The organism is Lentilitoribacter sp. EG35 (assembly GCF_040784015.1).
Classification (GTDB): Bacteria; Pseudomonadota; Alphaproteobacteria; order Rhizobiales; family Rhizobiaceae; genus Lentilitoribacter.
In genome coordinates, this window is sequence record NZ_JBFNGQ010000003.1 from 314,700 (window position 1) to 328,236 (window position 13,537).

At 45.0% G+C, this 13,537-nt stretch carries 14 protein-coding genes; 5 read left to right on the plus strand and 9 right to left on the minus strand.

The features are described from left to right. Positions 1–34: 34 nt before the first annotated feature. Genes pdxA through AB2J24_RS07880 form a run of 3 tightly spaced genes read left to right on the plus strand, consistent with a single transcriptional unit; the run spans position 35 to position 2,261 of the window. A complete protein-coding gene (pdxA, locus tag AB2J24_RS07870; protein ID WP_367385072.1) occupies positions 35–1,057 on the plus strand; it encodes a 4-hydroxythreonine-4-phosphate dehydrogenase PdxA in 1,023 nt (340 codons plus the stop codon). Continuing rightward, positions 1,057–1,887 carry a 16S rRNA (adenine(1518)-N(6)/adenine(1519)-N(6))-dimethyltransferase RsmA gene (rsmA, locus tag AB2J24_RS07875; protein ID WP_367385073.1) on the plus strand — a complete coding sequence of 277 codons (831 nt, stop codon included), beginning with the start codon at positions 1,057–1,059 and terminating at the stop codon, positions 1,885–1,887. Before pdxA ends, rsmA begins: the two co-directional genes overlap by 1 nt. Continuing rightward, on the plus strand, positions 1,884–2,261 hold the full coding sequence (locus tag AB2J24_RS07880; RefSeq protein ID WP_367385074.1) for a VOC family protein: 378 nt from the start codon (positions 1,884–1,886) through the stop codon (positions 2,259–2,261). The genes rsmA and AB2J24_RS07880 overlap by 4 nt, the downstream gene beginning before the upstream one ends. Before the next feature lie 16 nt (positions 2,262–2,277). Here the strand turns inward: AB2J24_RS07880 and gmk are convergent, their stop codons facing one another. From gmk to AB2J24_RS07910, 6 genes are all read right to left on the minus strand, one after another. Next, a complete protein-coding gene (gene gmk, locus AB2J24_RS07885) occupies positions 2,278–2,880 on the minus strand; it encodes a guanylate kinase (protein ID WP_162653539.1) in 603 nt (200 codons plus the stop codon). A 46-nt stretch (positions 2,881–2,926) separates the two neighbouring features. Next, positions 2,927–3,811 carry a YicC/YloC family endoribonuclease gene (locus AB2J24_RS07890; RefSeq protein WP_367385075.1) on the minus strand — a complete coding sequence of 295 codons (885 nt, stop codon included), beginning with the start codon at positions 3,809–3,811 and terminating at the stop codon, positions 2,927–2,929. A gap of 57 nt (positions 3,812–3,868) precedes the next feature. After that, positions 3,869–5,029, minus strand: coding sequence for an endolytic transglycosylase MltG (mltG, locus tag AB2J24_RS07895; RefSeq protein WP_162651777.1), 1,161 nt, complete (start codon positions 5,027–5,029; stop codon positions 3,869–3,871). 96 nt (positions 5,030–5,125) lie between these two features. Next, on the minus strand, positions 5,126–6,385 hold the full coding sequence (fabF, locus tag AB2J24_RS07900; RefSeq protein ID WP_367385076.1) for a beta-ketoacyl-ACP synthase II: 1,260 nt from the start codon (positions 6,383–6,385) through the stop codon (positions 5,126–5,128). 95 nt (positions 6,386–6,480) lie between these two features. Next, entirely contained in the window at positions 6,481–6,717 is a 237-nt protein-coding gene (locus AB2J24_RS07905; protein ID WP_162651779.1) for an acyl carrier protein, read from the minus strand. Positions 6,718–7,041: 324 nt separating this feature from the next. After that, on the minus strand, positions 7,042–7,596 hold the full coding sequence (locus tag AB2J24_RS07910) for a TetR/AcrR family transcriptional regulator (RefSeq protein ID WP_162651780.1): 555 nt from the start codon (positions 7,594–7,596) through the stop codon (positions 7,042–7,044). An 82-nt stretch (positions 7,597–7,678) separates the two neighbouring features. On the opposite strand from AB2J24_RS07910, the gene AB2J24_RS07915 reads away from it, so the two are divergent. Then, on the plus strand, positions 7,679–8,086 hold the full coding sequence (locus AB2J24_RS07915) for a hypothetical protein (protein ID WP_367385077.1): 408 nt from the start codon (positions 7,679–7,681) through the stop codon (positions 8,084–8,086). Positions 8,087–8,144: 58 nt separating this feature from the next. Here the strand turns inward: AB2J24_RS07915 and fabG are convergent, their stop codons facing one another. Both fabG and fabD read right to left on the minus strand, forming a co-directional pair. Continuing rightward, positions 8,145–8,882, minus strand: coding sequence for a 3-oxoacyl-[acyl-carrier-protein] reductase (fabG, locus tag AB2J24_RS07920; protein WP_162651782.1), 738 nt, complete (start codon positions 8,880–8,882; stop codon positions 8,145–8,147). Between the two features lie 16 nt (positions 8,883–8,898). After that, positions 8,899–9,843 carry an ACP S-malonyltransferase gene (gene fabD / locus AB2J24_RS07925; protein ID WP_367385078.1) on the minus strand — a complete coding sequence of 315 codons (945 nt, stop codon included), beginning with the start codon at positions 9,841–9,843 and terminating at the stop codon, positions 8,899–8,901. Between the two features lie 197 nt (positions 9,844–10,040). Here fabD and AB2J24_RS07930 point away from each other — a divergent pair, with 197 nt between their 5' ends. Continuing rightward, positions 10,041–11,087 (plus strand): aldo/keto reductase, encoded by a 1,047-nt coding sequence (locus AB2J24_RS07930; RefSeq protein WP_162651784.1) that lies wholly within the window; start codon positions 10,041–10,043, stop codon positions 11,085–11,087. Between the two features lie 103 nt (positions 11,088–11,190). Here AB2J24_RS07930 and AB2J24_RS07935 read toward each other — a convergent pair whose 3' ends face one another. Then, positions 11,191–13,365, minus strand: a complete 2,175-nt coding sequence (locus AB2J24_RS07935; protein WP_367385079.1) for a HAMP domain-containing methyl-accepting chemotaxis protein — start codon at positions 13,363–13,365, stop codon at positions 11,191–11,193. Between the last annotated feature and the right edge of the window lie 172 nt (positions 13,366–13,537).

Below are 13,537 nucleotides of genomic sequence, written 5' to 3' on the forward strand. Positions count from 1 at the left end.
TATAATTGTAGTTTCCAACACCGGAATTCATAAGATGACATCAACTGCCCCGCTTGCCCTGACAATGGGAGATCCTTCGGGCATTGGTCTTGATCTGACAATTTCGGCATGGAGAATGCGAAAGAAGCTTTCACTCCCGGAATTCATTTTCATTGGCAACAAAGATGTATTGCTATTGCGGGCGAGGCTCTTAAACCAAAACATTGGTGTGATCGAATGCGAACCGGACCAGGTCTTTAAACATTTTGACCAGGCTATCCCTTGCCTGAATTTGCCTTGCAGCAATGAAGTTACTGCTGGCAACCCGACATCAGACAACGCACAAACCATTTTAGCTTCTATTGAAAAAGCCGTTGAGCTCACAAATTCAGGTGCCACGTCGGCGGTTGTGACAAACCCAATATCTAAGGCTGTGTTATATGATGCAGGCTTTAAACATCCCGGCCACACGGAGTTCTTGGCAGAACTTGCAAAAATGCCAAATGGAGAGGTTCCCCTTCCCGTTATGATGCTGGCGGGTCCCGAACTTCGCACTGTGCCAGTGACTATTCATATTCCTCTTATGCAAGTCATGGCACATCTAACAACTGACCTGATTATCAAGACATCTGAGATTACACACAACGATCTAAAATATCGATTTGGGGTAGAGCATCCCAGACTGGCTATTTCTGGTTTAAACCCCCATGCGGGCGAAGATGGCGCGTTGGGTCACGAGGATGCAGAAATTATTAAGCCTGCAATAGAGGCGCTTAAAGCAAAAGGTATTAACGTCACCGGACCACTACCTGCTGATACAATGTTTCATGAAGACGCTCGCATAAACTACGATGTGGCGCTTTGCATGTACCATGACCAAGCCTTGATTCCAGCAAAGGCGCTCGGCTTTCATGACGCGGTTAATGTTACACTTGGACTTCCTTTCATCCGTACATCACCCGATCATGGGACTGCCTTTTCAATTGCTGGCAAAAACATTGCACGACATGACAGCCTTGTTGCGGCCCTAAAAATGGCTGCCAAGATGAGTGAAATACAACACAGCAAGGGCGCATAATGGCATCTTTTGATGGGTTACCACCGCTTCGCGATACCATTGAAACCTATGGACTTGATGCGAATAAGGCATTGGGTCAAAATTTCATACTAGATCTGAATCTTACGCATAAGATTGCGCGGGACGCTGGTGACCTATCAAAGAGCACTGTCGTCGAAATTGGACCTGGCCCAGGCGGTTTAACGCGTGCAATCCTATCGCTTGATGCTAAAAAACTTATCTGTATTGAGCGAGACAATCGATGCTTACCTGCATTGCAGGAAATATCAGATTACTACCCTGATCGTCTGAATGTTCTCGAAGATGATGCATTGATGGTTGATCTAAGCAAGTTCGAAGACGAGCACCCAATCAAGATCATCGCTAATTTGCCCTATAATATTGGCACACAATTATTGACCAACTGGCTAACACAATCAATCGATAATCCATTCTGGTCATCCATGACGTTGATGTTCCAGAAAGAAGTAGGCCAACGTATTATCGCTAAACCGGGAGACAAGCACTATGGTCGTCTCGGTGTATTATGCGGTTGGATGACGGACGCCTCGATCTCCTTTGATGTATCTCGCGAGGCTTTCAGTCCTCCACCCAAAGTGACGTCCTCTGTGGTTCATCTTGAACTTAAGAAAAACCGCATTCCCTGCCAATTATCAAAACTGGAAATGGTCGCGCAGGCGGCCTTTGGGCAGCGTCGCAAAATGTTACGCCAGAGTCTTAAGTCAATTGGTGGAGAGGCGCTTTTGGAGAAAGTCGGCATTGAACCAACAAGACGCGCTGAAACGCTTGAAATTGACGAGTTTTGTGCCCTTGCGAGGGAATTTGAATGACAGTAATGCGAACAGGCGTGAGCCAGATTGTTATATATACAAAACGCGTCGATGCGATGGTGGCGTTTTATCGGCTACACTTTGGCTTTGAACCTAGGATACACGGCGATGAGCAAATCACTGAACTTCGGCATTCATCTCATGGGTTTAGAATATTATTACACCCAATAAGTGAAGAACACATCGAGGGCCAAAATTCGGTGAAACTTGTTTTTGATGTGCCAGATGTTGAGCTATTCTGCAATTTAGCACGCCAGAACGGTCTTAATTTTGGAACAATACATGAAGCAGATGGGTATTTATTTGTTGACGCAGAAGATCCATCGAGAAACATTATCTCCGTTTCAAGCCGTGCCTACCGCGGCGGTCGCTGATATCAAATTACCAGCACTAGCGACCTGATAATTTTTCTACAAAATCAAAGAGACCAGGCCGCCTGTCGCGACGCAATCGCTCTGCTTTCACAATGGCTTGTACTTCGCCAAATGCTTTGTTGAGATCTTCATTGACGACGACATAATCATATTCGCGCCAATGAGACATCTCCTCAGCCGCATTCATAAGTCGTTTTTCAATCACTTCCTGACTATCTTCCGCACGTCTATTTAGGCGCGCGCGCAATTCTTCAAAACTTGGAGGCAAGATAAAGATTGAAACCACATCAACTGCCATTTTCTCCTGCAACTGCAATGCACCCTGCCAGTCAATATCAAAAAGCATATCGCGACCTTCTGAAAGCGCAATTTCAGCTTCTTCACGTGGCGTTCCGTAGAAATTTCCATGTACTTCGGCGGATTCCAACAGTCCGTCACTATCGCGTAAACGCTCAAATTCTTTAATCGATATGAAGTGATAATGTGTACCGGCAATCTCGCTTTCACGTCTTTGGCGCGTCGTCACACTCACGGAAAGACTAAGACCTTTGTCTTGCTCAAGCAAACTACGAGCAATAGTGGACTTTCCAGCACCTGAAGGCGATGAAAGCACCAACATTAGGCCGCGCCTAGCGATACCGTCCGAATTAGAAATACTCACTTACCTACTCCACATTCTGAATTTGTTCGCGAAACTGATCTATGATGACTTTAAGATCAAGGCCTATCGTGGTCACCGCGCCAGCATTCGATTTTGAGCAAACAGTATTACATTCACGATTAAATTCCTGCGCTAAAAAATCGAGCCGTCGACCTACTGCACCACCTTCTTTGATTAGGCTTTTAGCAGCTTTAATATGCGTGACAAGACGATCAAGCTCTTCTTGCAGGTCAGCTTTTGTGGCCAGAATTGCTGCTTCCGTATGAAGTCTGTCCTCATCAAAATCTGAGTTGACCTCCAGTAAATTGCGGACCTGTTCTTTCAGCCTTATGCGAATTGCATCTTGAGTGCGCGACGGATCAGCGACGATTGCACCAACCTTTAAGGCAACCTGCTCCATTTGATCTAACAACACGCTCGTAAGATTTGCCCCCTCGGATTGTCTTGCAACTACTAAAGCATCCAAACATTCTAAGAAGCTAACGCTCATTTCAGCAATGAGTTTATCTTTATCAGATTGAGAACGTTCGACCTGCCGTTCCTCCAATACACCGCGCACATTTAGAATGCCGTCAACACTGGCCTTTTCTATATTTGTATTTTCAGAAAGCTGCGAAGCAATATTCATTACTTGCTCTAATGCCGCCTGATTAACAACAAGCTCAGCTGAATGCTGCTCTTTAACATTAAGGGAGATTTGAATGTTGCCCCGCTTAAGTGCTTTGGCACTTGCTGCTCGCACTTGTGACTCAAGAGCTTCAAAACCAGAAGGCAGTCGAAGACGAACATCTAATCCTTTGCCGTTGACTGAGCGGATTTCCCACAGCCACGAGGCATTATCATGTATACCATCTGCGCTGGCAAATCCTGTCATCGAGCTAACAGCCATACATCCCCCTCAGGTTTAAACCCAATGAGCGGTCGGAAAGAAGTTTACATGAAAGAACTAATTTTCACTCTTCTCTTCTTCTTTTGCAACAGCTTCAGCTGCTTTTTTCCTAGCCGCCTCAATTTTGCGCCATCGCGCAACATTTTCATTATGCTCTTTTAGTGTCGTAGCGAATGCATGTCCACCCGTACCATCGGCAACGAAATACAAGTCTTCTGTGCGAGATGGATTGATCACAGCTTCCATCGCCTTCAAACCCGGATTGGCAATAGGTGTGGGAGGTAATCCATCGATCTGGTAGGTATTGTACTCGGTTTTCTTGTCCAAATCGGAACGATAGATAGGCCGACCTGATGGCTTGCCCTCGCCACCAAATATTCCATAAATGATGGTTGGATCAGATTGTAGACGCATACCCTTGTTAAGACGGTTTACAAACACACCTGCCACGCGTGGACGTTCATCGGCTTTACCTGTCTCTTTCTCAACGATAGAGGCTAGAGTAACCATCTCTTCTTTGGTTTCAATCGGCAAGTCCGCCACACGTCGCGCCCATATGCGCTCGACCGCGCGTTCTTGGGCTGTTGTCATCTGAGCAATAATTTCAGCACGTGTAGTCCCGCGCGAGAAATTATAGGTATTTGGCAAAAGACTGCCTTCTTCAGGCAAATCTTCAGGCAAATCTCCGGTTAAATCTTCACTTTCTTTTAGACGCTCAAATATCTGGAAAACGGTCAAACCTTCAGGCGCAGTGAACGAATATAAAATTGCTTTGCCGGACTGCAAAATCTCCATGATTTGTCGCATGGATGAACCGGCTTTAATTTCGTATTCGCCAGCTTTAAGCGAGTCGCCGTTAAGGATGGCAGAGGACGCATAGCGAAATATTCGTGCATCCGTTACAAGGCCAGACCGCTCCAAATCATTGGCAATCGTTGCCAAACCTGCACCATCGCGGACGACAAAACTTGTTGTGTGTTTAAGCGGACCCTTTTGCTCAAAAAGCACTTTGCCGAAATAAAGCGTACCGCCTGCGAGAATGGTGATAACAAACAACATCGTCATCAAAAAATTCAGAAAAACAACTGTTTGAGAGCGCGCACGTTTTGAGCGCACTTTTTTTGGCGGCTCAGGAACCTTTTGCGGCTTTAATGCTTGCGTCGGGGACACGGGGATTATTGGCCGGCTACGCCCTTGGTCATTGTTATCTACGTTCAAAACTCACTCACACGATTCGATAAATAGTAGTTTTCGATGTCTATATATCTTTATCTTTGTGGCAAAAACAGAGCAAAATATACCCTGAGCATAAAATTATGCGTATCTGCGTAAGACAAGCGATGCATTTGTTCCACCAAAGCCGAAGGAATTGGATAGAGCAACATCGACATTGCGTTTTCTGGCAACTTTTGGAACCAAATCTATCTTGGTTTCAATCGCAGGATTATCCAAGTTCAAAGTCGGCGGCACAATGTTATCGCGAATTGCTAACGCGGAAAAAATGGCTTCAACAGAACCAGCAGCACCGAGCAAGTGTCCAATAGCTGACTTAGTTGATGACATAGATATTTTCGACGCATTTTCACCAACTAAACGCTCAACAGCGCCTAATTCGATTGTATCTGCCATCGTGGATGTACCATGAGCATTGATATAATCGACATCGCCAGCATCAAGTCCCGCACGTTTAAGCGCCATTTTCATGCAGCGATAAGCACCGTCACCATCTTCTGACGGTGCTGTAATATGGTATGCATCACCAGAAAGACCATAGCCCACGACTTCGGCAATAATATTTGCGCCTCGTGCTTTTGCATGCTCAAGTTCCTCAAGCACCATAATACCTGCGCCTTCGCCCATTACAAAACCATCACGATCAATATCATAAGGGCGAGATGCTCTTTGTGGATCATCGTTATATTGCGTTGATAACGCTTTGCATGCTGCAAAGCCAGCAATGGAAATTCGGCAGACAGGCGATTCCGCACCACCTGCAACCATCACATCAGCATCACCTAGAGCAATCAAGCGACTGGCATCGCCAATAGCGTGTGCGCCAGTTGAACAGGCTGTTACAACAGAGTGGTTTGGACCCTTAAGACCGTGAGCAATTGAAACGTGGCCTGAGGCTAAATTGATCAGGCGACCGGGAATAAAAAACGGCGAAATACGGCGAGGGCCTCGATCTTTAAGCGTATAGCCAGCATCGACAATACCTTGCAAACCACCAATACCGGACCCGATTAAAACGCCGGTTGCAAATTGATCATCATCACTTTCAGGATGCCAATCAGCGTCATCCAAAGCCATTTTTGCAGCGGCAACTGCATAGGTGATAAATGGATCAACTTTGCGCTGTTCTTTTGGCTCCATCCAATCATCAGCATTGTAATGACCTTCCTGAGCGGGATCCGTTGGAATCTGGCAAGCTATTTGTGCTGCAATATCATCAACTTCAAAACCAGAAATACGAGCTGCTGCATTTTGTCCAGCAAGTAATCGAGACCAAGTGATCTCTGTTCCGCATCCAAGCGGAGATAACATACCAGTACCAGTTATAACGACACGTCTCACAAGCTAACTCCTAAAATCCGAGTAAAAGAACAAAAGCTTTAAACGCAAAAAAGGGCTGGTGATTTACCAACCCTTCCTGCTTAAATTCAAACAAATTATGCTTTAGCTTTGTCGATAAATTTAACAGCGTCACCCACTGTAAGAATTGTATCAGCAGCATCATCTGGAATTTCAATGCTGAATTCTTCTTCAAAGGCCATGACCAACTCGACAGTATCGAGTGAATCGGCGCCCAAATCGTCAATGAAGCTTGCGCCTTCACCCACTTTGGCTTCTTCTACACCTAGGTGTTCAATAACGATTTTTTTTACGCGGTCTGCAATTTCGCTCATGTCGGTTCATTGACCTCTTTATTAGTTGAATCTGTTTTCTTTGGTAACCTGATGTTACCCACCTTACAAGTATTGCTTATAATTTAGTCCAAATTTGCTCGTATTCAACTGTAATTTTCAAATTCTTAACAGTCTATACGCGTAACCCCACCCCACAAGAAACTTGAAAAGCGGTGCCAAGTACCATTGTTTAAGCGATTAGAAAAGCCCAAAATGACAGTGTAAGGGCGTTTTTTATGTGTAAAACTCATCTATCTAGGCACCGAGACCATACTCTCGCCAAAATACTAACCACAAAAAGCATCTTGAGTGACATTGGTATAGCTATAGCAAGCGCTGTAACAAGATATGCAAATCTGATCTAATATCTGCCATCTCTTGTGCTGCCAAGGTCTCAAGCCCTATCAAACCGGCATACAAAATCGCCGCGCAGGATCGGCTGTTTTTCCCATCATACCCATAAGCAGCAAATTGCTCAATTAGAAAGTCCAATCTCTGATGGTCGACCTTTTTGATCATATCACCTACTTGTTTGCTATATTTTCCCCAATCACGAATAGCAGCCTCCACCGAAACACCCCCGTAAGCTTCGCTCAAATTACCTGAAACAAGATCAACAAGTGCAGTGAGTTTATCCTCGGGCTTTCCGGAAGTAGCATCTATATTTGCGATAATTCCACTTGTGGCCATTTCATACCAATGTTCAAGCATCTGGCTTTTTAACGCGTCAACATTTGCAAAGTGCCAATAGAACGAGCCTTTGCTTACTTTTAGATGTCTGGCTATGGCCTCTACTTTAATGGCTTGCGGACCACCAGCTGTGAGCGCCTTGAAAGCCGCTGCAATCCAATCTTGAGATGAGAGATTATTTGATTTCATCTCACCACCATACGCTAGCGTATTGACAAATACAAATTGACCATCCATACGCTACCGTATGGTAATTTTAAGAGGGTTAAAAATGATGAATAAAGCTGTTGCGTTAGCAGGATTACTATCCTTAATTCTGACTGTAATTCATATTGTTGGTGGTGGAGCCGATGTACATGAGCCCATTCTCGCCAGCGAGCTGGATAACATCCTTAAGGGATATTCATCGGTCATTTGGCATGGGGTAACGGCAAATCTGTTTTTATGCAGCGCGATTTTATTTTATGCGAGCATATCGAAGCCAAATCTACCAACTTTGACAAGTATTGTCATTGTTCAATATCTGGCCTACGCGGTCATTTTTATATTTTATGGCACGACACGATTTGGCTCGATTATGATTATGCCGCAATGGATTGCATTTTTGATTATTCCAGCAATCGCAACGTTCGGTATCTATCTTAGCCACAGCGCAAGTGGGCAAGCATCTACCAAATAGCATATAGTGGTATTCTCCTCCGTTGGCACACGACGGAGGAGGCGTAATTTTTCGGGACTTAGATCATTGCCATACCGCCATTTACATGCAGAGTTTGCCCTGTCATGTAAGCAGCTTCGTCTGATGCAAGATAGGTTACAGCGCTAGCGATGTCTGCACCCTCTCCCATTTTTTTCATTGGAATAGCGCCCATGATGGCGTCTTTTTGCTTATCATTCAGCTTATCTGTCATTGCAGATTTGATGAAACCGGGGGCCACACAATTGACTGTGATGCCGCGTGGTGCAACTTCCTGAGCTAGTGATTTAGAAAATCCAATAAGACCGGCTTTTGATGCGCAATAGTTTGCCTGGCCTGGGTTACCAGTTACACCAACAACAGATGTGATATTGATAATGCGACCATTTCTGCGGCGCATCATTGGGTGAGTTAGTTCGCGTGTTAGGTGGAAAACTGCTGTGAGATTGACTTGTAACACATCATCCCAATTTTCATCGCTCATACGAACGAACAAACCGTCACGCGTGATACCCGCATTGTTGACGAGAATATCAACGCCTTCCATGTCTTCTTCAGCTTTTTTGCCAAGCGCTTTAACCTCGTCCATATTGGACATGTTTGCTGGCATGATATGAACGCGTTCTCCAAGTTCAGCAGCAAGCGCTTCTAACTTTTCAACACGCGTACCATGAATGCCAACAATTGCACCACGTGCATGCAGGCTTTTGGCAATTTCTTCGCCCAAACCACCGCTTGCGCCTGTTACAAGTGCTTTGCGCCCTGTTAGATCAAACATTATATATTCCTTTAAATTAACTATTCAGCTTTTCAAGAGCCGCCTCAAGGTCGGCTGGATTGTTTACTGCGACACCTGCAAGTGAGCGATCAATGCGCCTTGCGAGCCCTGTTAGCACTTTGCCTGAACCGACTTCAAACAATGTGTCAACACCATTTGCGGCAAACCAGCTAACGCTTTCGCGCCATCTAACCTGTCCAGTAACCTGCTCCACAAGCAATTTAACGATCTCATCTGGATCAGTGACAGGGGCAGCTCGTACATTTGCAACAAGCGGTACGGCAGGTGCATTTTTTGCGACATCCGCAAGAGCTTGTGCCATAGCATCAGCTGCTGGTGCCATTAGGCTAGAATGAAACGGCGCGGATACCGGCAGCATAAGAGCGCGTTTTGCACCATTTTCGGTTGCTAATCCTGCAGCTTTCTCAACGGCAGCTTTACCGCCGGAAATCACAAGTTGCCCACCGCCATTGTCATTGGCGATCTGGCAACTACCCTGATCAGATGCGGCCGCGCAGATTGCCTCAACATCACTATGTTCCAAACCAATGATGGCTGCCATTGCGCCCTCACCTGCCGGAACTGCCGCCTGCATAGCATTGCCACGAATGCGCAACAGTTTTGCTGTGTCTGAGATTGAGAACATGCCAGCAGCGCATAGGGCTGAATATTCACCCAAAGAATGACCTGCAACAAAAGAAACTGATTTACCAAGGTCAAAACCTTCCGCTTCCATCACCTTAACAATAGCCATTGAAACAGCCATCAGAGCGGGTTGCGCATTTGCTGTCAAAGTCAGCGTATCTTCTGGACCTTCAAACATTGTTTGAGATAGTTTTTCACCCAACGCTTCGTCGACTTCATCAAATACTGCTTTTGCGACCGGAAAATTTTCCGCCCATTCTTTACCCATGCCAACGGACTGACTGCCTTGGCCCGGAAATGTCATTGCAATTGCCATATTGCTTCAATCCTATCAATTTTAAAATGCCGAATTATGTTCTGGCTTGTCTCTACATTCTTGGCTCTGATGTCAAGTTCTGCAAGCTGTAAGATATACGCCACTGTGTAAAAATTTACCCCAACCTATTGCGTTATAATAAAATCGACCTAACTTATGCTCTAATCACCACCGAATTTATCAAAGGTAAAACCTCCATGAAAATGAATATATTAGGTCGCACAGACATCAGTGTGAGCGAGATTTGTCTTGGCACCATGACTTGGGGCGGCAACCAAAACACCGAAGCAGAAGGCCATGAACAGATGGATTACGCTGTTGAACACGGTGTTAATTTTTTTGATACAGCCGAGATGTATTCGGTCAACCCGGTTGCCCAGCATACTCAAGGCAACACTGAACGCATTGTTGGTACATGGTTTGAAAAATCTGGAAAGCGTGACGAGATTGTACTGGCAACAAAAGTTATGGGTGGCGGGGTCAAGTGGATCCGCGATGGAGGGATACCGACGCGTGAGACTATCGGCGAAGCCATTGAAGCTAGCCTTCAACGTATGAAAACCGATTATATTGATCTTTATCAGGTCCATTGGCCTACACGCGGCTCTATCGCCTTTCGTCAGAATTGGGGCTTTGATGCAACAGGTCAAGATAAGGACAAAACGATTGACGAAATCCATGACATTCTTCGTGGATTGGAAGATGCTGTCAAAGCAGGAAAAGTTCGTGCCGTTGGGCTTTCCAATGAAACAACCTGGGGCACAATGCAGTACCTTCGACTTGCAAAGGAACATAACCTCCCGCGCGTGGCGACAATTCAAAACGAATATAGCCTGCTTTACCGTCATTATGATTTAGATCTTGCGGAAATGTCTCATCATGAAGATATCGGGCTATTGCCTTATAGTCCGCTTGCAACTGGCATTCTGACCGGCAAGTACCAAAATGGTGAAATTCCCGAAGGTTCTCGCCGCTCAATTGAGGCATCACTAGGTGGTCGGTTTACCGCACGCTCTGAAAAAGCTACGGCAAAATATCTTGATCTTGCAAAGGCGCACGGACTTGATCCAAGCCAAATGGCGATTGCTTTTTGTAACAGCCGCGCATTTGTCCCTTCTACCATTATCGGCGCGACAAAAATGGATCAGTTGAAAACCTGCATTGGAGCTGGTGGCATGAGCCTATCCGATGAAGTATTGTCAGGAATTGATGATATCAACAGGCACATGCCCTGGACATATTAACGCGCTACTTAACAAGTGACCGGAAACAGTTCACTGTTCATTTTAAACAAAGGCGGGCTCTATTTGGCCCGCCTTTTTAGTTCGCATAGTAAATACCAAGCTATTATGCAGCTTCTTCGGAGTTGATAGGTGTGGAGCTATCTCTTATTTTAAATGTCGAGATCATGTGAGATAAATTATCCACATCTTCTGCAGTTTGGTGCGTAACAGCCGTAGATTCTTCCACCATAGCTGCATTTTGTTGTGTCACCTGATCCATCTGGCTGACAGCAGTGTTGACGCTTTTTATACCCTCAAGTTGCTCGTTGGCAGCCGTTGCAATGGTGCTGATTTTCTCATTAATATTGGTCACATGCTCGGCAATATTGTTAAGAGATTGGCCTGTTTCCTTGACCAAACTAACACCACTTGCAACTTCGGTACTGGATCTGGAGATCAACTCCTTAATTTCCTTAGCAGCTTCTGCTGAACGCTGAGCTAACTCCCGAACTTCCTGCGCAACAACGGCAAATCCTTTCCCGGCCTCACCTGCACGCGCCGCTTCCACACCTGCATTTAGTGCCAATAGATTAGTTTGGAAAGCAATTTCATCAATCACATTAATGATGTTTGTAATATCACCAGATGCCCTCTCAATGCCTTCCATCGCCGCAACGGCATTAGAAACAACAAGGCTGGATTTTTCAGTATCATCCTTTGCCAAATGAGCCATATCAGCTGCTTCTGTTGCACGTGTAGAGGTTTCTTCTACTGTTGCCGTTATTTCTTCAAGAGCTGCGGATGTCTCTTCCAAAGAAGAGGCTTGCTGCTCGGTTCGTGCAGCCAAATCATCCGCAGAAGAACGCATCTCAACAGCATTACTTTTAATAGAGCCTGTACCTTGAGCGATTTGGCTCAATGCATCATTGATTTTTTCGATCGAATGGTTGAAGTCATTTCGAAGACCATCAAATTCAGTAGGAAATGCATTCATAATTTCTAGCGTTAGATCACCTTCGGCTAATTTTTTCAAATTGCGACCAAGTTCTTCGACAACGATTTTGATCTCTCGAGTTGCTTCTGCTTTTTCAATTTCGCGCTCTTCGCGCTCTTTAATTGCGCGAGTACGCTCATCTTCGGATTGACGCTGCAACATGGCCATTTTATCACGAGCAGCCTCCTTGAATACAAGCAACGTTTGCGCCATCTTGCCGATCTCGTCCTTTTGGCCAAGCGCAGGTATATCGACTGTTAAATCACCATCTGCCAACTGACCCATAACCTTGGTAATTCGTCTTATCGGCTTTGCAATCATACGGCCAACTAGAAGCGACAACAATATACCCGCAAGGACAGTTCCAATTGAGGCATAGTCTGTAAACTGAACGGCGTAATCAATCTCCTTTGAAGCCCTCGGCCCAAGCTCATCCTGCAAGGCCTTATTTGAGAGCTTCAGATCTTCCATATCACTGGCGAGTTTTGGACCGACAATATCCAAAGTATCATGAATAATTCCATTGCGCTCATTAATCACCAGGACAACGTCTTCAAAATATTGCTCATATTCGCCTGCAAGATTGAAAACCGCTTTTGCAAGTTCCTGTCGCTTGGGGTTCTGGAGTTCGTTCAACATTTGTTGACTAACAGATTTAAATGTATCCAGTTCTTTGTTCGCTCGGTCTGCACTGGCGCTATCATTATCAATCAAAAATCGATTTGCATAAAGCCGTGCAAGCAATAAGCTTCTTAGAGCATAACCGGCCTTAAAGCTGGCAGTTGCATCATCATCATTAAACGCACTTTGCATAATTTCAGTAAGTTTTTTCTCCGCCTTTGGGCCAACCGAGTTTAAACCTTGAACGAGAGAATTTCGTTTTGTTACCAATTCTGTGACTTGATTAAAGGACGATCCATAAGTTGCGATGTTTTCTTTCGCTTGGATCATTACCTCTCTAGCTTCCGGACGATTAAATATTGTATGTCCATCATTAATGTAATCAGCTGCTGCCGTGATCCTGTCACTTACATTTTTTGCCGCTTTGTCTGTATTTTTTAGGATGAATTCTTTTGAATACAGACGTGCTGACAACAGGCTGGCTTGAATTCGACCAAGTTGATTGGTTTGAACTGCCAATCCGCGATAATCTTTAAAATTAGTGTTCGCATTGAAAAGGCCAAAATGAGCGACCGTTGCAACAAACAGCAGACATACGAGAATTACACCTGATCCAAGTGCAACTTTTGTGCCTACGTTAAAATTAGAAAAAGGGGATGCTTTTAGTGGGGATGCAATATCCATTTTCATTTCCTTGAAATGTATCTTTATCGATGTAAATTAGTTTCTGCTGTTTTTGATCCTCGTGATCAGCAAACAAAACCTATCTACGTTGAGCTCATGATGAACTGAGTTGATCCAACGCCCCAAAAACAGCCTCCAAAAGAATGCTACGCGAATCAAATAAATTATAGAT

Excerpts from the sequence above, each read along its gene's own strand:
- AB2J24_RS07930 (WP_162651784.1), top strand. The coding sequence starts at position 10,041 with ATGAAAATGAATATATTAGGTCGCACAGACATCAGTGTGAGCGAGATT.
- AB2J24_RS07910 (WP_162651780.1), bottom strand. The coding sequence starts at position 7,596 with ATGAAATCAAATAATCTCTCATCTCAAGATTGGATTGCAGCGGCTTTC.
- AB2J24_RS07890 (WP_367385075.1), bottom strand. The coding sequence starts at position 3,811 with ATGGCTGTTAGCTCGATGACAGGATTTGCCAGCGCAGATGGTATACAT.
- AB2J24_RS07915 (WP_367385077.1), top strand. The coding sequence starts at position 7,679 with ATGATGAATAAAGCTGTTGCGTTAGCAGGATTACTATCCTTAATTCTG.
- rsmA (WP_367385073.1), top strand. The coding sequence starts at position 1,057 with ATGGCATCTTTTGATGGGTTACCACCGCTTCGCGATACCATTGAAACC.
- fabD (WP_367385078.1), bottom strand. The coding sequence starts at position 9,843 with ATGGCAATTGCAATGACATTTCCGGGCCAAGGCAGTCAGTCCGTTGGC.
- AB2J24_RS07935 (WP_367385079.1), bottom strand. The coding sequence starts at position 13,365 with ATGGATATTGCATCCCCACTAAAAGCATCCCCTTTTTCTAATTTTAAC.
- AB2J24_RS07905 (WP_162651779.1), bottom strand. The coding sequence starts at position 6,717 with ATGAGCGAAATTGCAGACCGCGTAAAAAAAATCGTTATTGAACACCTA.
- AB2J24_RS07880 (WP_367385074.1), top strand. The coding sequence starts at position 1,884 with ATGACAGTAATGCGAACAGGCGTGAGCCAGATTGTTATATATACAAAA.
- pdxA (WP_367385072.1), top strand. The coding sequence starts at position 35 with ATGACATCAACTGCCCCGCTTGCCCTGACAATGGGAGATCCTTCGGGC.
- gmk (WP_162653539.1), bottom strand. The coding sequence starts at position 2,880 with ATGTTGGTGCTTTCATCGCCTTCAGGTGCTGGAAAGTCCACTATTGCT.
- fabG (WP_162651782.1), bottom strand. The coding sequence starts at position 8,882 with ATGTTTGATCTAACAGGGCGCAAAGCACTTGTAACAGGCGCAAGCGGT.